The sequence below is a fragment of the Collinsella sp. An307 genome (assembly GCF_002161805.1).
GTDB lineage: Bacteria > Actinomycetota > Coriobacteriia > Coriobacteriales > Coriobacteriaceae > Coprousia.
Window position 1 is genome coordinate 20302 of the sequence record NZ_NFIP01000004.1, and the last position, 20580, is coordinate 40881.

The 20580-nt window shown below is 63.6% G+C and carries 17 protein-coding genes and 2 tRNA genes; 7 read left to right on the plus strand and 12 right to left on the minus strand.

Annotation, left to right across the window (positions count from 1 at the left end; all coding sequences use genetic code 11):
• Positions 1–64 precede the first annotated feature (64 nt).
• On the minus strand, positions 65–1810 hold the full coding sequence (locus B5F89_RS04295) for an OPT/YSL family transporter (RefSeq protein WP_087430573.1): 1746 nt from the start codon (positions 1808–1810) through the stop codon (positions 65–67).
• 150 nt (positions 1811–1960) lie between these two features.
• On the opposite strand from B5F89_RS04295, the gene B5F89_RS04300 reads away from it, so the two are divergent.
• The gene (locus B5F89_RS04300) at positions 1961–2767 is read left to right on the plus strand and encodes a type III pantothenate kinase (protein WP_087430574.1); all 807 of its coding nucleotides are present in this window, start codon (positions 1961–1963) and stop codon (positions 2765–2767) included.
• Between the two features lie 97 nt (positions 2768–2864).
• Here the strand turns inward: B5F89_RS04300 and B5F89_RS04305 are convergent, their stop codons facing one another.
• Positions 2865–4955, minus strand: coding sequence for a glutamine synthetase III (locus B5F89_RS04305; RefSeq protein ID WP_087430575.1), 2091 nt, complete (start codon positions 4953–4955; stop codon positions 2865–2867).
• Positions 4956–5211: 256 nt separating this feature from the next.
• Between B5F89_RS04305 and B5F89_RS04310 the strand changes: the two genes are divergently transcribed.
• From B5F89_RS04310 to B5F89_RS04320, 3 genes are read left to right on the plus strand one after another with little or no spacing between them, the layout of a single operon-like run.
• Positions 5212–6078 carry a methylenetetrahydrofolate reductase gene (locus B5F89_RS04310; protein ID WP_087430576.1) on the plus strand — a complete coding sequence of 289 codons (867 nt, stop codon included), beginning with the start codon at positions 5212–5214 and terminating at the stop codon, positions 6076–6078.
• A 6-nt stretch (positions 6079–6084) separates the two neighbouring features.
• Positions 6085–6891: a vitamin B12 dependent-methionine synthase activation domain-containing protein gene (locus B5F89_RS04315; RefSeq protein ID WP_087430577.1), complete on the plus strand. Its 807-nt coding sequence runs from the start codon at positions 6085–6087 to the stop codon at positions 6889–6891.
• A gap of 1 nt (position 6892) precedes the next feature.
• A complete protein-coding gene (locus B5F89_RS04320; protein WP_087430578.1) occupies positions 6893–9325 on the plus strand; it encodes a homocysteine S-methyltransferase family protein in 2433 nt (810 codons plus the stop codon).
• Positions 9326–9329: 4 nt separating this feature from the next.
• Here B5F89_RS04320 and B5F89_RS04325 read toward each other — a convergent pair whose 3' ends face one another.
• Complete coding sequence (locus B5F89_RS04325; protein ID WP_087430579.1) at positions 9330–12359, minus strand: BTAD domain-containing putative transcriptional regulator; 3030 nt, start codon at positions 12357–12359, stop codon at positions 9330–9332.
• Between the two features lie 411 nt (positions 12360–12770).
• On the opposite strand from B5F89_RS04325, the gene B5F89_RS04330 reads away from it, so the two are divergent.
• The 3 genes from B5F89_RS04330 (at position 12771) to B5F89_RS04340 (ending at position 13373) form a co-directional block, all read left to right on the plus strand.
• Positions 12771–12855 (plus strand) — tRNA-Leu (locus B5F89_RS04330).
• 55 nt (positions 12856–12910) lie between these two features.
• Positions 12911–13195 carry a PTS sugar transporter subunit IIB gene (locus tag B5F89_RS04335; RefSeq protein ID WP_087430580.1) on the plus strand — a complete coding sequence of 95 codons (285 nt, stop codon included), beginning with the start codon at positions 12911–12913 and terminating at the stop codon, positions 13193–13195.
• A gap of 91 nt (positions 13196–13286) precedes the next feature.
• Positions 13287–13373, plus strand: a tRNA-Leu gene (locus B5F89_RS04340).
• Between the two features lie 34 nt (positions 13374–13407).
• Here B5F89_RS04340 and B5F89_RS04345 read toward each other — a convergent pair.
• The 9 genes from B5F89_RS04345 to raiA form a co-directional block, all read right to left on the minus strand.
• Positions 13408–13695, minus strand: coding sequence for a hypothetical protein (locus B5F89_RS04345; RefSeq protein ID WP_087430581.1), 288 nt, complete (start codon positions 13693–13695; stop codon positions 13408–13410).
• A gap of 113 nt (positions 13696–13808) precedes the next feature.
• Positions 13809–14279, minus strand: coding sequence for a YhcH/YjgK/YiaL family protein (locus B5F89_RS04350; protein ID WP_087430582.1), 471 nt, complete (start codon positions 14277–14279; stop codon positions 13809–13811).
• A 21-nt stretch (positions 14280–14300) separates the two neighbouring features.
• Positions 14301–15374 carry a hypothetical protein gene (locus B5F89_RS04355; protein WP_087430583.1) on the minus strand — a complete coding sequence of 358 codons (1074 nt, stop codon included), beginning with the start codon at positions 15372–15374 and terminating at the stop codon, positions 14301–14303.
• A 74-nt stretch (positions 15375–15448) separates the two neighbouring features.
• Positions 15449–16537, minus strand: coding sequence for an isocitrate/isopropylmalate family dehydrogenase (locus tag B5F89_RS04360; RefSeq protein ID WP_087430584.1), 1089 nt, complete (start codon positions 16535–16537; stop codon positions 15449–15451).
• Between the two features lie 3 nt (positions 16538–16540).
• Positions 16541–17239 carry a hypothetical protein gene (locus tag B5F89_RS04365; protein WP_087430585.1) on the minus strand — a complete coding sequence of 233 codons (699 nt, stop codon included), beginning with the start codon at positions 17237–17239 and terminating at the stop codon, positions 16541–16543.
• A 5-nt stretch (positions 17240–17244) separates the two neighbouring features.
• Positions 17245–17691, minus strand: a complete 447-nt coding sequence (locus B5F89_RS04370; RefSeq protein WP_204230574.1) for a hypothetical protein — start codon at positions 17689–17691, stop codon at positions 17245–17247.
• 3 nt (positions 17692–17694) lie between these two features.
• Positions 17695–18780 carry an NAD(P)-dependent oxidoreductase gene (locus B5F89_RS04375; RefSeq protein WP_087430586.1) on the minus strand — a complete coding sequence of 362 codons (1086 nt, stop codon included), beginning with the start codon at positions 18778–18780 and terminating at the stop codon, positions 17695–17697.
• Positions 18781–18795: 15 nt separating this feature from the next.
• Positions 18796–19746 (minus strand): DegV family protein, encoded by a 951-nt coding sequence (locus tag B5F89_RS04380; protein ID WP_087430587.1) that lies wholly within the window; start codon positions 19744–19746, stop codon positions 18796–18798.
• Positions 19747–19833: 87 nt separating this feature from the next.
• The gene (gene raiA / locus B5F89_RS04385; RefSeq protein WP_087430588.1) at positions 19834–20418 is read right to left on the minus strand and encodes a ribosome-associated translation inhibitor RaiA; all 585 of its coding nucleotides are present in this window, start codon (positions 20416–20418) and stop codon (positions 19834–19836) included.
• Positions 20419–20580 lie beyond the last annotated feature (162 nt).

Here is a 20580-nt window from a genome sequence, read left to right on the forward strand (position 1 = left end):
ACAAGGTGGTACCCACAAGACAGCGCATCACACACGAGGTTGTGTAGAGCAGATGTTGCGTCGCTCACGCACCCGCAAGCCCCGCCGCAACCGAGGCGAAGGCGATGATGACGCCCACGATGGACTCGCCACCGAGCACGCCGGACGCCACGACGACGCCCGCTTCCTCCGCCTGCGCCGTATCCGCTCCGCGCGCGGCGCGCACACGGTCCCACACCCAGCGCACCACCGCGCCTGCCACAGTGGAGATTGACATGTAAAACGGCAGGTACACGCCGAGCCCAAGCATCATCGAGGGGATGCCGGCGAGATAGAGGGCAGCGCCCACCGCAAGTCCTACGGCAAAGGCCGCCGTGCTCGGGATACCCGAAACCATGGTGGCGACCACATTTGCCTGCGCGGCGACAAAGAGAGCGTCCGCGCCAAAGGCATCGGTGCCGTATGCGCCTACGAGAGCCGCCATCGCCCCAACTGCGACAAACGTCCCCAGAAGCGCCCCTATCGCCTGGCCTGCCCACATGACATGCGGGTCGGTCCCTATAATCTGGCCGGTCTTGAAGTCGCTCATCACATCTCCGGCAAGGCCGCACGCAACCGCGATTACGCCTGCCACAAAAAAGAGCTGCACACGCGTGCTTGCAGAGAAGGCCGCCACAAAGAGCAGCACGATGAGGCCAAAGATCTCCATGGGGTCGATGCCCGACTGGCCAACGGACTGTGCACTCATGACAGCGGTCACAAAGGAAAGCGCCACAACCACAAGGCAGACGAGGGGCGAGAAACCGAGCATAAAGCAAAGCGCAAGCGCCGCGGCAGCAACCATGAGGGCGAGCAGGCCGCGATCGCGCGTGAGAATGGTCCCCGAAGAGGGTCTTTCGCTACGGGCAGTCCTGAGCTCGCTCGAAGGCGCCACAGGCACCTTCGGCTCGTGCGGAACTTGCGAAAGACCCTCGCCGGAGCCCTTCCCCACCGCGACGCGCGCTCGTCCTCGCCCAAGAAGCGGCAGTGTGACGTCCTTGATGACAACGCCCGCGCCAGAACCCATCATGAGCCCCATGCCGAGGCTCGACACGATGCCCTGCGCCGTGGCGACATCCCAAAATCCGAGCGCGCTGCCCGCCCAAACGATGCCAAACCATCCGGCAACCGCACCGACCGTCCACCAGATAATCGAGCGCCTGCCCGCAAGAAAACCTACAGCCCAGCGCATGGGAGACAGCTGCAGACCTGTCGCCACACCCGGAACGGGAACCTGAGCCACGAGCGCGGGGATGATACCGAGGACGTCGCGCGCCACGCACCAGGCACCCGCCACCGCCATCGAGCCAAAGAGCATGCTTCCTGTCTGCCCGCCAGCCCGACTTGCCAGCAGCGTCTCTGCCGCCGCACGACCGATGGGGTACTCCAGATCGGACTCATCCACAAAATGTCGGCGGATGAGGGCCGTGCACACGAGACCGAGAAGCGTACCGGCAAGGGCAACCGCAAGCATCTCGAGCATGCTCACGTCATCCCCCGCGCCCAGAATCCACACGCCGGGAATGGTGAAGGCAAGGCCGCCCGCAACCATGGAGCCGGCGGACATAATGACCTGCGTGATATTCGCTTCGTTAAGGCTCGTGCGGCCCGCAGCGCGCAGCAGTACAAGCGCAGTTATGGAGGTGAAGATCGTCGGCCAGGGAAGCGAGCCCATCTTAAGGGCGGTGTAGACCGACGAGGCGGTGATGATGACGCAGCCCACGCACCCGATCAGAATGCCGACCGGCGAGAGCTGCCCGCGCAATGGCGCGCGGCGAGCGTTCGAACTCATAGGTTGTCCCTTCGTATATCCGCTCCCCCTCTGCCGGGGAGTCGGGTTACGGCAAAGTCCGTTCAGTATAGCGGGGTGAGGAACGCCCGTTGCCGCACGCGGCGCGTATCATAGAATCAAAGCAGAACCGTCGCGAGAAAGAGGGCAGCCATGGGCGCCGCAACGCATATCCTTACCGTCGATGTGGGAAACACCACCACACGCCTCGGCGTCTACACCCTGCCCGCAGACCGCGAGGACGCCGCCGCGCCCGAGCTCATTGGCGCCTGCGATCTCACCACGCCGGACCGCGCCACCGCGGACGAACTCCGCATCCAGCTTGCCCAGGCCCAGGGTATTCTGCCGATGGCCGAGCTTGCCGGCTCCATCCTCTCATGCGTGGTTCCCACACTCACCGAAACCTGGCGCCACGCCCTCGCAAGCGTTGCGCAAACACGACCGCTCGTTGTGGGGCCGGGGCTCAAATCGGGCATCCGCATGCGCTATGACGATCCCTCCGAGGTGGGGGCGGACCGCATCGCCGGCATCGTTGCGGCGCGTGCCGCCTACGAACTCCCGGCGGTCGTCGTCGACCTGGGCACCACCACCAACTTCGACGTCATCGACGCTACGGGCGCTTTTGCGGGCGGCATCATCGCCCCCGGCATCGCGCTCGGCGCGCAGTCCCTCGCTCGCGCCGCGGCGCGCCTCCCCATCATCGAGCTCGCCGCGCCCAAGTCCCTCATTGGAACGAGCACGCGCTCTGCCATGCAATCCGGCGTGGTCTTTGGCGAGGTCGCACGCATAGACGGTCTTATCGAGGGCATCGCGGGAGAACTCGGCGCGGCGCCCACGGTCATCCTTACCGGTGGTGACGCCGCGCGCATAGCACCGCTCCTCAAGCACGCGGCAACCGTCGACGGCGACCTCACCCTCCGCGGCCTCGCGCTCCTCTGGCAGAAAATCCGCCGCGGCTAAGCCCCTCCCCGTTAACGGACCAGGGCCCCGCAGGTCAACAACCTGCAGGGCCCTGGTGCATCAATGCAACGTTTGCTGTGCGCGGTGACGGGGCGCCTTACACGTAGAAGAGAATGTCGTCGTAGGTCGGCACCGGCCAGTAATCGGCCGCAACGATCTCCTCCATGGCGTCAACCGTCATGCGGAGCGCCTCCATGGCGGGCGCGACCTTGTGCGCGTAGCAGTTTGCCTGCTCCTGCGCGTCCACAATGGCCTCGGCCTCGGTATGGACCGACACGAGAGCGGCAATGGCCTCGTTGATGTGCGTGATGCCGTCGCAAAGGGCATTGAGCGTCTTCTGTTCCCACTCCATCGCCGAATCGGCGCCGGCGGCGCGGATGGTCTCAAGACCCTTGGCGACCTTGGTCGCGTACGCGGTAATCACCGGGCGGTACGTACGACGCGCCTCGCGCACCATCGTCGTGGCCTCGATGTTCATGAGCTTGTTATACTTCTCGAGCTTGGCCTCGTAGCGGCTGTGGGCCTCCGTCTCGGTGAGCACGCCCATGGACTCCCACAAAGCGATGCTCTTGGGCGAGACCATGGCCGGCAGTGCGTCGGCGGTGGTGCGCAGGTTGGCAAGACCGCGGCGCTCGGCCTCCTCGTGCCACTCCTCCGAGTAGCCGTCTCCCGAGAAGAGGATGCGGCGGTGCTCGCAGAGGCTCTTCTTGCAGTACTCGAGCGCGGCGTCGGCAAACTCGTCCGCAGGCGTGCCCTCAAGCACGTCGGCAAAGTTCTTGAGTGCCTCGGCAACCGCCGTATCGAGCACGAGGTTGCAGTCGGACGCATTTGCCTCGGAGCCCACAGCGCGGAACTCAAACTTGTTGCCCGTGAACGCAAAGGGCGAGGTACGGTTGCGGTCGGTGTTGTCTTGCTGAAGCTTGGGCAGGACCTCGGCGCCCAGGTCGAGCACGCCCTGGGTGGCATGCACGCTCGCCTTGCCATCCATGATCTTCTGCACGACCTCGGTAAGCTGGTCACCCAAGAAGATCGAGATGATGGCGGGCGGCGCCTCGTCGGCACCCAGACGGTGATCGTTGCCGCAGGAGGCGGCGGACATGCGCAGCAGCTCCTGGTACTTGTCGACCGCCTCGATAACCGCGGTCAAGAACACCACGAACTGCAGGTTCTCGAGCGGGGTGTCACCGGGATCGAGCAGGTTCTCATCCTCGGTACCGAGCGACCAGTTGTTGTGCTTGCCGCTGCCGTTGATGCCCTCAAAGGGCTTCTCGTGCAGCAGGCACACCAAGTCGTGGCGGCTCGCGATGAGCTTCATCTTCTCCATGACGAGAAGGTTGTTGTCAACAGCCTGGTTGAGGTCGGAGTAAACCGGCGCGAGCTCGTGCTGGCAGGGGGCGACCTCGTTGTGCTTGGTCTTGGACGGGATGCCGAGCGCCCAGAGCTCGTTGTCGAGGTCCTTCATGTACTTGGAGACGGAGGGGCGGATGGCACCGAAGTAGTGCTCCTCAAGCTCCTGACCCTTACAGGGCGGTGCGCCAAAAAGCGTGCGACCGCAGATAACGAGGTCGCGGCGGCGACGATACGCATCCTTCTTGATGAGGAAGTACTCCTGCTCGTCGCCCACGGAGGGAACCACGCGCTTGGGATGCTTGCCAAAGAGGGCGAGCACGCGCTTGGCCTCGCGGTCGAGCACGGTCATAGAGCGCAGAAGCGGCGTCTTCTTGTCGAGCGCCTCGCCGTTATAGGAGCAGAACGCCGTGGGGATGCACAGCACGTCATCCTTAATGAAGGCCGGGCTCGTGGGGTCCCATGCGGTGTAGCCGCGCGCCTCAAAGGTGGCGCGCAGGCCGCCGTTGGGGAAGCTCGACGCATCCGGCTCGCCCTTGATGAGCGCCTTGCCCGTGAACTTGGTGATGGCGGTGCCGTCGCCCACCGGCTCGAGGAAGCTGTCGTGCTTCTCGCTCGTGATACCGGAAAGCGGCTGGAACCAATGGGCGTAATGGGTCGCACCATGCTCAAGCGCCCAGGTCTTCATGGCATGCGCCACGGCATTGGCCACATCGAGGTCGAGCGGCTCGCCGCCCTCGATGGTCGCGAACAGGCGCTTGCAGACATCCTTGGGCAGGTACTCCTTCATGACGCTCTCGGAGAAGACCAGCGTCCCGTAACGCTCGGTCAGATCGGCCATACGGCACTCCCTTCGGTGGCGCGCCTCAATGCAGCGGGCGGCCTCGGCGATGCAGCTGTGAACAGGGTAACGCACCAGCGGCGTTGCGGGGCGCCCAGATAAGGTTCTCGTCCAAAACGCAACAAAATCCCTCGTCCGCGCAAGCCGACACGCCCAACGTTCCCATCCGGTTACCGACCTCGCCGCACGCAAGCGCGACGGTCCGCATGCGCTACCATCTCTTCTACCGGCGCACGCTCCAAACGAAAGGCACGCCATGCGCATCGACAACATCTTTGCCAACGCCCGCGCAGGCGGGCGCATCCCCGTCTCTTTTGAGATGTTTCCGCCTAAAGGCGAGCTCACCTTGGAGCGCGCTCGTGAGGCGGCCGAGAAACTCTGCGCCTGCGCGCCCGATTTCATAAGCGTCACCTGCTCTGCCGGCGGCACGGGCGACTCAAGCGCCACGGCGGACATTGCCGCCATGATCGAGCGCGATTTTGGCGTGAGCTCCGTCGCGCACCTCACCGGTATCGGCCGAACACGCGCCGAGCTTGCCGAGCGAATTGCCGCCTACCGAAAGGCGGGGGTCGAAAACGTCCTCGCCTTGCGGGGCGACATGCCCGAGGGCGCCGATGCGGCGCGTGGGGATTTCTCCTTTGCCTACCAGATTATCCCCGACCTCGTCGAAGCCGGATTCTGCGTGGGCGCGGCCGCCTACCCCGAGGGCCACATAGCCTGCGATGACCTTGCCGAAAGCGTTCGGCACCTGCGCCTCAAGCAGGATGCGGGCGCCTCGTTTTTGGTCACGCAGCTCTTCTTCGATAACGATTTGTTCTATCGGTTCCGCGAGCTTGCAGACGCCGCGGGCATCACCGTGCCCATTACCTGCGGCATCATGCCCTTTATGAGCAAACAGCAGGTAACACGCATGGTCTTTATGTGCGGAGCGTCGCTTCCCTCCCCCGTCATCAAGCTCCTCGCGCGGTACGAGGATGACCAAGAGAGCCTTATGCATGCGGGTATTGACTACGCCTGCCGTCAGCTCGAAGACCTTGCCGCGCACGGCGTCGACGGCCTGCACGTGTACACGATGAACCGCCCCTCGGTCGCCCGCGCAGCGATTGCCGCGCTGGGAAGGTAGCGCGCCGTGACGACCCGCGCCGCCGCATACGCGCACCATGCGCCCAACGCCCCTTGGCGCGCCCTCGCCGGCGCCCAACGGTATCGCCTGGGCAACATCCACGTCGACCGCGCCGAAATGCTCCGCTACCTCGGCTACACGGGGCAAAAGATCGACGAGGACCTCGCCCGCCGCATCGAGCGCGTGGCACGAGAGGTTGAGCAGACGCTTGAGCCGCACGGTGTGAGCCAGGTGTTTGGTGTTGACACCCATGCGCGCACCGCTGCGGGCGCGTCCTGCGTGCGCCTCGTGGGAACCGTCGTCGAGCTCACCGGAGACGATATCCACCGACACCTGGAAGGTGCCTGCGCCGTAGCGCTTTTGGCGGTGACACTCGGCATGGAAAGCGAGCGTCGCCTGCGCACCCTCGCCGCAACCGAGCCTGTGGAGGCAGCGCTTTTTGACGCCGCCGCCTCCGCGTATGTCGAAGCGGCGGCAGACGCAGTAGATGCCGCCATCGCGACCGACGCCACACGCACGGGCCTTGTCCGCAATGGCCGCTTCTCCTGCGGCTACGGCGACTGCCCGCTCACCGCACAAGGCCCCATCATCGATGCGCTCGACGCCCGTCGCGCGCTCGGTATTACCGTGACAGAGAGCTACCTGCTCGTTCCCAGCAAAAGCATCACCGCCCTCATCGGTCTCTTTGAGCGAGGTAACGGGGTCCAAGACGCATCGCGCACCTGTGCGCACTGCGCACTTAAGGAGAGCTGCGCGTTCAGAGCGCGCGGCGAGCGTTGCTGGCGGCGAGCGAATTCGGTACAGGAGGACTGACATGACGCGCGACCTTGCACGCGCCCTCAAGGGCGAAAGCCATCTTCTGTTTGACGGCGGCATGGGGACCATGCTGCAGGAGGCGGGCCTCGCTGCAGGTGAAACGCCTGAGCTGTGGTGCCTCACCCATCCGGATGAAGTGCGCGCCATCCACCGCGCCTACGTCGAGGCGGGAAGCGATGTCATCACCACCAACACCTTTGGGGCCAACCGCCTCAAGCTCGACGGTAAGGCGACGGTCGATGAGGTCTTCTCGGCAGCCGTGGCGTGCGCCCGTGCCGCAGGGGCTCGCTACGTCGCCGGAGACATCGGGCCCACCGGCGCTTTGCTCCGCCCCTTGGGCACCCTCTCGTTCGATGACGCCTACGAGCTCTTTGCCGAGGAGGCGCGCGCTGCCGCGGCGGCGGGCGCAGACCTCTTCATCATCGAGACGATGACCGATCTTCTTGAGGCAAAGGCTGCCCTTCTTGCTTGTCGCGAGAACACAAACATGCCCATTATCGCCACGATGACGTTCGGCGAGGACGGACGCACGTTTTTGGGGACGAGCCCCGAGGTGGCGGCGGTCACCCTCGACGCACTCGGCGCCGATGCGGTGGGCATCAACTGCTCGCTCGGACCGGGAGAGCTTCTCGGCCTTGCCAAACGCATGCTCGCCGTTACGGAAAAGCCCCTCCTCGTGCAGGCGAATGCCGGCCTTCCACACGTTGAGGGCGAACGAACCGTTTACGACATTGGACCCGAGTCCTATGCAGAGAGCGTGCGCGCGCTCGTGGACGCGGGCGTGGGGATCATCGGCGGCTGCTGCGGCACCACCCCCAGCTATATCCGCCTGCTCGATGAGGTCATCAAGGGCCGCGCGCCTAAGTCGCGCCACATCGAACGCGCGCTCACAGCCACCAGTGCGCAAAGCATGGTGCATCTCCCTGTAGGGGCGGGGCACGTCGCTGTTATTGGCGAGCGCATCAACCCCACAGGCAAGAAGCGCCTCCAGCAGGCGCTTCGCGAGGGCGATATCGACTACGTCGTGGGCATGGGGATCTCCCAGCAAGAACAGGGCGCCGATATCCTCGATGTCAACATCGGTCTGCCCGAAATTAACGAGGCAAAGCTCCTGCCCGAGGTAGTTGAGCGACTCTGCGCAAGCGTCTCGCTACCGCTCATGCTCGACTCATCCGACCCGGTCGCCCTCGAGGCGGCATGTCGACGCTACCCGGGAAAACCTATCATCAACTCCGTAAACGGGAGCCGCGAGAGCCTCGAGGCGATTCTCCCCATCGCGGCGCGCTACGGCGCAAACGTTGTCGCCCTCACCCTCGACGAGCAGGGCATCCCCCGCACGGCAGAGGAGCGCCTCGCCATCGCCCGACGCATCGTCGAGGCGGCAAAGCGAGCTGGCATCGGAAGCGAACGCATCCTCGTCGACTGCCTCGCCATGACCGTATCGACCGATCAGTCCCAAGCCACCCAGACGCTCAAGGCCATAGGCCTCGTCAAACGCGAGCTCGGCGTCTTCACCACACTCGGCGTCTCAAACATCAGCTTCGGACTGCCCCAGCGTCCGCTCATCAACAGCACGTTTCTCTCCGCTGCCTTTGGCGCCGGCCTCGACGCCCCCATCTTGAACCCCGCTACGGAGCGCTACCGCGACGTGGTACGCACCTGGCGGGTGCTCAATGCCCAGGACACGGGCGCCGAGCAGTTCATCGGCAACTACGCCGAATGGGTCGATCCCTACCAGCATCCCGGCAAAGGGGCCATCGGCGATGGCGTCACCACGCGCCAACCGGAAGGTACAGCTGCCGCTGCGAAAACCTCGTCCACGCTGAGGGAGCTCGTTATCTCGGGCAGGCGTGGAGACACGGCGCGCTGCGTGGCTGAGCAGCTCAAACACCACGACCCCCTCGAGATCATCAACGACGAGCTTATCCCCGCACTCGACGAGGTGGGCGACCGCTTTGAGGCGGGTACGTACTTCCTCCCCCAGCTCATGGCATCCGCCGAGGCGGCGCGGGCGGGCTTTGACACCATCCGCGACGTCATGCCCGCACGCGCAACCACAGACAAGGGCGCAATCTGCTTGGCAACCGTCAAGGGCGACATCCACGACATTGGCAAAAACATCGTCAAGATGCTCCTCGAGAACTACGGCTACACCGTCTTTGACCTGGGAAGAGACGTCGATCCCAAGCTGGTCCTCGACTGCGTGAGAACCCACGGCATCCAGCTCGTCGGCCTCTCCGCTCTCATGACCACCACCGTTAAGAGCATGGAGACAACCATCGAGCTCCTTCGACGCGAGGCTCCCAGCACTAAGGTCTTTGTGGGAGGAGCTGTGCTCACGCCCGAGTACGCCAAGATGATCGGGGCGGACTTCTACGCGAAGGATGCCGCCGAATCGGCGCGCATAGCTGCCGAGGTGCTCTCATCATAGGTCCCTAACGCCCATAATCCGCCCGTACAGACGATCCTGTCCCCGATGCGTCGACGATGCGATCGTACAGAGCCCTTGTCTCGGGCTCGGGCATGCCTTTGTCCTGCGCCTTGAGCGCTAGCGCGTGACGCCGGTACAAATCGACCACCTCCCTCCGTCTTCCCGCGAGTTCGTACACGCGCATGGCCGCACGGACCACGTCCTCGCGCAGGGGAGCCTGCAGGAGCGCCGCATCCGCCATCCACGAGGCGCTCGAGACATCGCGCTCCTCCAGAGCCGCCTCAACACCGCGCAGCATACAGTCGACGAACTTCGTCCGGTACCCCTCGCGCATCTTCTCGAAAAACGCCCCTCCCTCTCCATCGGGAACAAACAGGGGTCCTGCGTAGAGCTGCTCAACTTTGAGGCATATGTCGATGATCTGCGGAGCGCTTATGCCCTTGCGCTTGAGAAGCACTTCCCGCGCGAGCATATCGAAACGCATAACATCGGAGACCACATACTCCGCATTGAAGGCAATACCCTCTCCTTGCAAGATCAGGTATTGCGGACCGTCCTTGGTCTGTCCCAGCGCGCGCCTGAGTGCCGAAAGCGTTGAGTAGAGGCTGTTACGCGCATGGGTGTAGTCGTAGCCATGCCACAGTTCCTGCTGGAGCGTCGCGCGCGGCACAAAGGCCCCCGGCGCAAGGGCAAGACGCGCCGCGACGACGCTCGTCTTTCGCCTGCGCCAAAGAGCACTTGTGAGCACGTGCCCATTGCGCTCGATCTTAAGTCCGCCGAAGAGGCGAACGGTCAGCTGGCCAACAACCGTCCGCTCCATATCTCCTACCACCTCAAAGAGGCGCTCCGAGCGTTCCTCCGCCGAGGCGCCCGTCTTAAACGCGGCTTGGAGATGCTCGGGGATTAAGCGGACGATGGCAGCGGCAGGAACGCCGAGAGCGCGCAGGGCAAGTCGCGCTGCCGGGCGAATGCCCTCGTCGAGCATTTCTTTACGGTGGAGAGACATCCAGGCGGACAGCTCCGCATCAAAACGGACAGCGGCCAAGCTGAGCGCCGTCGTCCACGCGGCGGACGGGCGGCATGACGCCGGAGAGAGGTCGATTAGCTCCGCCTCTTCGCTCAACGCGACGCGTGAGGTGTTGCAGATGTAGGCAATCTTCTCAAGAATCTGGGCATGCTCGCGCACAAACGGTACGCGCCGGTCGGCGAGCTTGATCACCTGCTGAGCGCGAAAATGCGCGTTCACTACCTGATCCATACTCAGATATTGCCAGCCCTCCAGCAAAAGACACAACAGTTGGAGCGGTTGGTCGGAGGTGCGAATGGCCATAGTCCCCGCGTCGACGAACGCGCGCTCATCGGTTACCGGGAGCCCCGCGTATACGCGACGCATCGAGATGACAAGCCTGACGGTCATCAATACCGGTGCGAGCCTCCGTTCACGGAGATAGTCGAGTGCCTGCTGCAGCATGTCATCGCGCTCGTCTATACCGCTATCGCGCCCCAAAGAGACCTCTCGTACGAGCTCGGCGCACATCGCAAAGATTGAGGGCAGGTCACGCAACGGCCCTTCGCGCGAATCCCGGGAGGCGCGCACCTCCCCGCTTTTCTGGCGGTTGGTCTTCCCCTCCAAAAGGTTGCGCAGGCTGGTACTGAACGACCGGAGCGCACGGGCAGCGTCACTTGTCGAGCGTCCGCTTTTTCGCGGGCTTACTTCGGGCAGGCCAATACCAGGACAGGTACTCCAGATTCCCCTAAGCGCGCAAGCAACAGCCCATTCGGAAGGTGTCACCTCCTCTTCCACTTCCAGAGCACGCGCCGCAAGCTCTGTTGCCATAGCGCGAGCGACCTTAAAATCTCCGAGTGTGAGGGACGCCGTGTAACGGGCAAGCTGGCACCCCACAGGAAGAAGCGCCTCCGGCGCCGCCATAGTCGTCTCCGTCGCAATGCGGGCCACGTACGCGCCCTGTCCCGCGAGGGCGCACGCTGTCGGGAACCTCCCCATCTCCTCAAGTGCCGCTGCCGCCCCCAGCAACTCGTCTGCCAGAAGCACCGCGTCCTCGGCACTTCCACGGCGCAGCAGCGCCCGCACAGCCTTAGCGGGGAGCTCTCCCATGCACTCCGACACCACCTTGCGCATGCCCCTGCGCGAATCCCATGTGCCCAGACAGCTGAAGGAATGGCTGGAGGGATCGACCCCAAAGAGCGGGTAATCGTGAACGAGGCGCACCCGTGCGGCTTGAGGTAGCTTGATTCCGCAGACGTCGAACTCGCCAAGACCTCCCTTCCCCATAAGAAGCATCATCCCTGCGGCGCGCAACGCCTCGGGCGCATCCTTCTCCAACTCACTCCAGACACTTCGATAGAGACCGTCCACGCAAGCATCGAGTGTCGAGGCCGCTCCCTCCCCCTGGGTAACCACAGATAACGCCGCCACGAGCATCGGTATTCCTTGGGTAAGACCGTACACATCCAAATCACCGGATATGGAAAACGTTCGAATCCACGAGGCGTACTCCCTTGGCCGTATCCTCAACGCCTGGCTTCCAAACTTCGCCGCATCCCCCAAAAGCGCTATGAGTTCTCTGCAGCGCGGCGTACAAGCAAGCAGCACCTCAAAGTTCTCGGAGCGCATAGCGCGCAGCACGCGCACCACCTCTTTAGCCTGCGCTTCTCCCCATGGCGGTACATCGTCTATCGCGATAAGCGGTCGTGTTGCCTGCGGCAGCTCCAAGCGGCAGGCGGCAAGCTCCGTCGCGAGCTCTGCCGGACTTTTGCCCCTCGCATCCATGATGCGCGCAACGCCGCGCAACGGGTCACTCCTCACCTCCTCGGCATATTGGATGAGCAGCGCCGTCTTGCCAAACCCCTCCGGGGCAACGAGCACCGCCATGCCCGCGGCCCGGCATTGCTTGGTCAGTTCGCGCAGAAGATCGACGCGCTTCACCGTGAAGCTCTCCCCCATGGGCAGATGCGACAGAAACGCACCACCGTCTCCTGCTGCACCGATCATGCGGTCTTCGTACGAATCCATAGGCTCGTCCTTTCCCTCCCCCTCACCATAGGCGCAGCGCTGCTCAACCGACGTACCGTGGCAGGATCTTTCTGCGCGCCGGTTGGATGGCGGTCAGGTTTTGGTCAGACATTGGTTAGACGTCCGCGCCTGCAGCGGCGCGCGCACCGTCGCAGCTCATCGCGGGTGCGCAGCCGACGCAAGATTATTTGGATGGGAACGCTTGGTTTTGAGTTCTATAATTTAAACCGTTTATCCGATATATCGCCTAGTCCCACCGAAATGAAATAGACGAGTTGCATAGGCGCTGCTACACACGCTTTTTCGTTTTATTACCCCGCCGTGTCAGACATTTGTTAGAACATGATTCGTCCTGCACATTCGCAGGTGGTTCACCGTACGTTGATGAGCAATCTGATAGACTATGCGCGTGGGGGCGTGGCGGAATTGGCATACGCAGGAGACTTAAAATCTTCGGCCGCAAGGATTGTGGGTTCGAGTCCCACCGCCCCTACCAGATATTCCGCTGGCGGACCGCGTCCGCCATCTCTTTGCGCAAGGGGGCGCTCGACATGAAGAAGATTGTACTTGCCTGCGGTGCCGGTGTGGCCACCTCGGCCGTCGTCGCGCAGAAGATCTCTGCCCTGCTCGATGCTAACGGCTATGCCGATTCCTATGAAATCGTTCAGTGCCCGGTGGGCGAGGCAAAGGACACCTGCGCCGATGCCGACCTCCTCATCGCTACGACCGTTGCGCCCGAGGGGATCACCTGCCCTTACGTTAACGGCGTTCCCTTCCTCACCGGCATCGGCCGTCCCGCCGCCGAGCAGGAGGTTCTCGAGGCTCTCAAGGCCTAGCATCCGGCAAGCCGCCACCCGCAAGTTTTCTCTTGCGCGAGTGCGCGGGCTACGGTATGATGAACCGTGCTTTTGACGAAGGTCGAAAGACGCGGGCGTGGCGGAATTGGCAGACGCGTATGGTTCAGGTCCATATGGGGGCAACCCCGTGAAGGTTCAAGTCCTTTCGCCCGCACCACCGAATAGCAAAGGCCCCGGTAACGGGGCCTTTTTCATGCCGAGCTATTCTGGAGCTCCGGCCGTGCTGTCCGCGCAGCAGGCATCTGAGCAGCACTGCGCATGATCACGTACCAGCGCGGTCCCGACCAGCCAGTCGTATCCTTCCAGAGGGTCGTCATGCGCTTACCGATCCTAATCGCAACAGCGTACCCACCCTGCACGCGCTGCCAGCGCTCCACCGCATCGATGCGAAAAAGGCGCCCGTCGGGCAGGGCGATTACCTCCGGGGTCTCATGCCCATCGGGCCCAACCCGTAGGTACACATCCACATAGGTTCTCATACCCTTGGGAACCACGAGCCACCGCCCTTCAGACCTGATTCGAACATCAGTTCCTACTATACGGTGTCGTGCGGACAGACACGTGGTTTCAGACAGCTCCGCCTCGCAAGCGCCTAGGCAAACAGCTCATCCACAATCAGCTTAAAGCAGACCTTGCGCACCGGGCTCGGCCCGTCCTCACCAAAGACGAGCGTCGGCATATGGGGCTCGCCAGCGAGGAAAAGCGCAAAGGCGCCGTCGGCAAGGTTGCCGTCGATACCATAGTCGCTATCGACCAGCTCGAAATCGTCCTTCTCGTCATACGGGGTAACCGGCGACGTTTCCCCCGCGGTCACGCGAAACGCCTCGCGCCCCGCAAGGTCGATCTGCAGATCCATGTAGCGACGATGCGTCTCAAAATGCGCGTCCTCAGGCGCGCGCGTCGTCGCCTCCATGACGTTCGCATAGACCTTGTCGCCCAGAATCTGATGAGATCCGAGCTCCAGATCCTGCGGATCGTGGTCGGCGAGCCAGTCAATCAACACGTCAAGGCTCTTAAACAGGCCGCGATAACGCTCGATATCACAAAGCGAGCCTACAAACATAGCTGTTCCCCCTATCGTGCGTTACTGGAAAACGCCCAGAAGCGTCAGGTTGCAGTTGGCGTACAGGTTGTTGACGTAGGTCGTCCACGTCTGCTGAGCGGTGCTCGCCGTCTCGTAGTAATCCTGGTAGGCGACGTAGAAGGCGGCAGTTGCCTGCGCGTAGGTAGCGGTCGTGCCGTCAAAGTTTGCGCCGTCGATAGCGGCGTACATCTCGCCGTCAGTGCGCGCCCACGTTCCGGTGGTGCTGTCCCATTCGTCACCCAGAAGATTGATGATGTAGCTCGCGTATTCTGCAGAAGAGGTGCTCTCGTCACCGTTCTCGGGCTCGGTGGGCTGAGTGGGCATCTCCGCTGCACCTTCGGGGGCAACCTGCTCGTAGAGCTTTGAGATGAGCAGGTTGGTGCGCACGATCTCACGCGCCTGGTCCTCACTTATCTGGTACTGCTCGGCAAGCGTAGCAAAGTCGGAGACACCGAGCGTCTCCTCGGCATAGGATGCCATCTCGTCGTCGGTGGCCTCGATGCCGCGCGACTCGGCGTCGGCGACGAGGATTTCGTTGCGCACGTTGGTGAGGATCACCTCTGCCGAGGGAACGGTGTAGGTCCCCGCATCGGTCAGAGCGACGTCGAGGCTGTACTGGCTCTCGATGGCTTCGCGCACGCTCACCGTGTGTTTGGCGCCATCGTAGGTGTAGGTGGCAAGCGGACGGTCGAGTTCATCCTCGGTAACCGTGGCAGAGTGGACCCCTTCGGGAGCGAAGCCGCCGGAACCGATAACGAAGCCAAGCACCGCGGCGACCACCGCGATCGCAACAGTGCAAACAACCAGCAACGGCAGCTTGCTGCGACGGGGATCGCCCTCGTCACCCGCAGGCGCGGTGTCCTCCTCGGCGTCGCCTATGGCTTCGGAGGTATCTGCCTCCGCCGTGTCCTCGGGCTCATCTGATGCAGGCGACTCGGCGTCCTCCGAAGAGGGGGCACCTACGAGCTCGACATCGTTTTCCGGAAGGTCATCGGGCACATCCTCGCGCTCGATGATCTGAATCCCTTCGATCTCTTCACGCTCTTCTTCGTCTTTTTTCTGGATGAAGCCCATCGGTGCTCCTCTCAACCGCACTACAGACGTATCGCCGCACACAGCGGCGATACCCGTTGCTTACGTGAACAAAGTTACTTGGACATACACGCTATGACCGCATCGGCAAACGCGGCGGTGCCTGCCGCACCCGCCACAGAACCGGTCAGCGCGCGGCGGACATCGGCCGTGACCGTTGTGCCCTCGGCAAGCGTCGCCGTGACAGCGGCGCGCACGCGCGCGGCGGCCTCGGCCTCACCCAGATGGTCGAGCATCATGGCCGCCGAGAGAATCTCAGCGGTGGGGTTGGCGATGTCCTTGCCGGCGATATCGGGGGCAGAGCCGTGCGTCGCCTCAAAGACCGCAAGCTTGTCGCCTATATTGGCGCCGGGCGCCATGCCGAGCCCGCCCACGAGACCCGCGCACAGGTCGGAGACGATGTCACCGTAGAGGTTAGGCAGCACGAGGACGTCGAACTGCCCCGGGTCCTGCACGAGGCCCATGCAGCAGGCGTCTACGATCTTGTCCTCAAAGGCGATATCGGGGTAGCTCTCCGCCACCTCGCGGGCAACGCGCAAAAAAAGGCCGTCGGTCGCCTTCATGATGTTTGCCTTGTGCACCGCCGTGACCTTCTTGCGGCCGCAACGGCGCGCATACTCAAAGGCGTAGGTAACAATGCGGCGCGAACCCTCGGCAGAAATGGGCTTAACCGAGATGGCGGAACCCGGGCGAAACGCCTTCTGTCCCGACGCCGCCACCAGCTCGGCCAAGCGCTCGACCTCGGGAGCATCGGGCTCAAACTCGATACCCGCATAGAGGTCCTCGGTGTTCTCGCGCACGATCACCACGTCTACGTCGCGATACCGCGAGCCGTCACCGGGAAGCGAGCGGCACGGACGCACGCAGGCGTACAGGTCAAACGTGTGCCTGAGCGCTACGTTCACACTGCGAAAACCCATCCCCACGGGCGTGGTGACCGGGCCTTTGATGGCAACGCCGAGCTCGCGCACGAGCTCTATGGTCTCGGGCGGCAGCGGGGTGCCGCAACGCTCGATCTGGGCTGCGCCCGCCTCGGCCACATGCCACGAAATCTGAGCACCCGAGGCATCGACCACGCGTCGCATGGCCTCCGTAATCTCGGGACCGATACCGTCTCCGGGGATGAGCGCGACGTCGTGAGCCATGGGTTACTCCTCTTCTTCGTCCTCGTCGTCGTCCTTAGGAACAACGCGGGTACGCTTCTTGGGATCCTTCAGCTTGAAGCGCTTGACCAGGTGGTCGTAAATCTCGGCGGAGCGCGCCTTAATGGAAGCGCCCTTGCCGTTCTGGGCATCAAACTGCAGACGTCCGGCGAGCTCGTCTGCCACCTCGCCGGCAATCTTGCCCTCGGCAAAGGTCATAAGGCAGGCGAGCATATCGCGGTACTCAAGATCGCCGTGGTAGCACTGGATGGCCTCGTCGAGGATCGGCCACACCTTCTTGGAGCGACCACGCTCGGAAGCGCCCCAGGTGGCGAGGAAGTTGAACGCCGAGAAACGCAGCGTGGAGGACAGCTCGTCAAAAAGCGCGGCCTCCGCCCCCTCAAACGCAGCACCGACCTCCTTGGCATGCGTGGGCACGAGGCGGGTGAGCGCGTCGAGCACTTCCCAGCGGGTCTGCGCCTCGGGGCGGTAGAGCGCGTCGATGAGGGCGTCGATATGCGGCGCCAAAAGCTCGGGCTCCTCCGCAGAGAGCAGTGCCATCACGCGCGCCGCAAACTGGCGGCGGCGGCGGCTCGCGCTCGCCAGATCCTCGATAAGGGCCTCGAGTGCGGCACCGTCGCGCTCAACATCGTCGAGCTTTGCGCGCTCCTCGTCGTTAATATCTTCCACAGCAGAATGTGCCATATCGTTTACCTCTTGTTTTCCGTATCGTTGCTTGCAGCCGACGCGCGGTGGGACGCCTTGTCGCCCGAGACGGAGATGAGGTCGGGCGCGGCCTCCCCCGTCTTCTTACGGCGACGCGCGGCGCGGGCGGCAGCACCCGCGGCGCCGCGCTGGCGGCGGTTGACGTCAAAGAAGCGATCGAGAACCTTCCACGGGCCCACCGACTCTCCGAATCCCATCTTGAGTCCCACGACGGCGCCCATGAGAAGGCCGAGCGGCGTGGCGTAGAGCAGCGGGAACAGCGTGAGCACCGCGGTGAGCACCACGCACACCACAACCGCGATGGCATTGTAGAGCCAGTACGCGCCTGCGCTGAGCGCGCGCTCCCCCCAATAGTTGCCTACGGTGAAACCAAGGTACACGCTGAAGACAAAGAGCAGGATGAAGCAGATGAGGAAGGCGAAATCTCCCATGCGCTACTCCCCGTGATGGCAGCAGCAGCCCTCGCCGTGCTCGTGATGATGCCCCTCGCCATGGCAGCACTCGTGCTCACCGTGGGCGTGGTCGTGACCGCAGCCGCATTCATGATCGCTGTGGGCATGGTCGTTTCCGCAACCGCACTCGTCATCGTGCTCGTGCTCGGCGGTGTAGAGCGACCAGTCGAGACCCGCGGCAACCGCCTCGGCCTCCTCCTGATAGAGCAGGGTGATGGCCTGCGTGCCGAGCTCGGCGCCACCGATGGCCTCGAGCATGTCGTAGAGGGTGAAGGCCACGTCGCAGCCGGGCAGCGCGATGTCGCGCTCCTCCGCCTCGGCAAGGGCGAGACCGAGGTCCTTGATAAAGTGGCGGACCTTGAAGCCGGGCTTCCAGTCACCGTCGAGGGCCTTGGGGGCAAGCGTAGCGAGAACGCCGGTGGAGCCGGTGCCGGAGAGGATCATCTCGCGCACCTGCTCGAGGTCAAGCCCCTCCTGCTGCGCGAAGGAGAGCGCGTCGGCCATGCCCACCATGGACGCGGCGAGCGCCACCTGGTTGGAGAGCTTGGCGCTCTGGCCCTTGCCAGCACCGCCGAAGCAGAAAATCTTGCTCGTGAACGTCTCGAGAATCGCACGGACCGGCTCGATGTCGCGCTCGGTGGCACCTGCGATGGCGGTGAGCGTACCGGCGATGGCGCCCGCCTCGCCACCCGTTACGGGGCAGTCGAAGGCCACGCGCTCAGAGACCGCAGCGGCACCGGCGATATCGCGGGCGAGCGCAGGCGAGCTCGTGGTGAGGTCGATCAGGATCGCGCCGGGCTTGGAGGCGGCGAGGATGCCGTCGCCGGCGAGATAGAGCTCCTCGACATCCTCCGGATAGCCGACCATGGTAAAGACCACGTCGGCGCCGCGGACAGCGTCAGAGGCGCTCTCCGCCCACACCGCGCCGCGCTCGATGAGCGGCTCGGCCTTGGCGGCGGTACGGTTGTAAACGGTCACGGGGTAGCCGGCGTCCAAGATGTGCCCGGCAATGGGCGCACCCATGATGCCGGTGCCGATGAACGCAACAGAAAGCTTCTTATCTGCCATGGATTGCTCCTATCGTTATTTTCTGACGCGACGGGCGATACGGTCGGAGAGCGACACCTTCTCGGCGCGGTTCTTGCCCCAGAAGATGAGGGCGACCATGCCCGGGCCCACGTGCGCTCCGATGGTGGGGCCCACCGAACCGCGGATGATGGTGAGGTCGGCGCAGCCGGGCTCCTTGCGCACGGCGGCCTCGACCCAGTCGCCGTCCTTTTCCGCGTCGGCCGTCACGACGGTGAGAGGGAGCGCGGGGTCGAGGACGTAGTTGTCCTGGAACGCCTTGATGAGCGCGCGCAAGGCCTTCTTGCGGCCGCGGTTGACGCCCGTGAGCGAAAGCGAACCGGCGAGGTCGAAGGAAAGCGACGCCTTCACATCGAGCTTGCTCGAGAGCTGCGCCGCCGCGGGTGGGATACGGCCGCCGGCAGCGAGCGAGTCGAGGCTGTCGAGCGTGAAGTAGCCGTGCACGTAGTGCTTGGCCTCGTTTGCCCACTCGACAAGCTCGGCAGCGGAAAGACCCGCGGAACGCTGGCGCACCGCCTCGAGAGCAAGCAGCTCGCCGCAGGCGCACGGCAGGCAGTTGTCGACCACATACAGCTCGAACTCCGGATAATCGGAGCGGACCTGTTCTGCCGCCTGGCAGGCAAAGTCGTAGCTACCCGAGAGCGCGCTGGTGAAGCACAGGTAAACCGTGGGCGTTCCCTCTTTGGCGCACTCGGTGAAGAACTCGAGATAGCGACCGAGCGAGATCGCCGACGTGGACATCTTCACCCCTGCACGGATCTGGTCGTAGAACTCCTTCGGGGTCATCGAGGTCCAGATGTCGTCGGTCTTCTCCTGCCCGTCAACGATGTAGGGAAAGCCCAGGATATCGACGTCGAGGGTCGCCGCGATCTCGGGCGTGAGGTCGGCGCAGGTGTCGACGACGATGCGATAGCGGTTTGCATGGCCGGAAGAGGAAGGCTCTGCCATCTCCACACCCTTTCATACGCGACGGGCGGCCACCCGTACGGATGGCCGCCCATCACCTTACGTGTAACAGACGTATTTTACTCGCATTTACGCGTCGAGTTCCTCAATCTTGGGCTTGATGATGCCATATCCACCGTTTTTGCGGTGATACACCACATTGATGAGGCCCGTCGCGGCATTCTCGAAGACATAAAAGTCATGACCCAACAGATCAGTCTGGACGAGCGCCTGCTCCTCGGTCATCGGCGTGATATCGATGACCTTCTCGCGAACGAGCATATCGTCCTGCTCCTCGGGGATGAGGAGGTCAGCCAGATCCTCAACGGGCAGCTCGGGCGCCACCTCGGCGGCAGACGGGCCCTGCTGGCGGTTGTCGATGACCTTGGTCTTGAACTTGCGGAGCTGGCGGGTCACCTTGTCGGCCGCGAGGTCGATGGCGGTGTACATGTCCACACCGTGCTCGGCAACGCGAATGACAGAGCCGCGGGCGCGGACCGTGACCTCGACGATGGCGGGCTCGGGGTTAGAGGGGTTCTTCTCGTACCTGAGCACCACGTCTGCCGTCATAGGCTCGATATCGAAGACCTTGAGGGCTCCGCCGATCTTCTCGTCTACATGTGCGCGCAGGGCATCGGTTACCGTGGTCTTGCGTCCTGATACGGTGATATCCATGAATGCTCCTGTTCTCCTCGGGGATAGGACTCGGTACTCACGTTGTACCCAAACCCGGCCGAACCGAGCACGAAAGACGGCGACTCCCGTTGGCGAAAAGAAGAAGCCCGCCTACCGAAGGCGGGCTAGACAAACCAGCGTTATACGCTTGTGGAGTTAGTC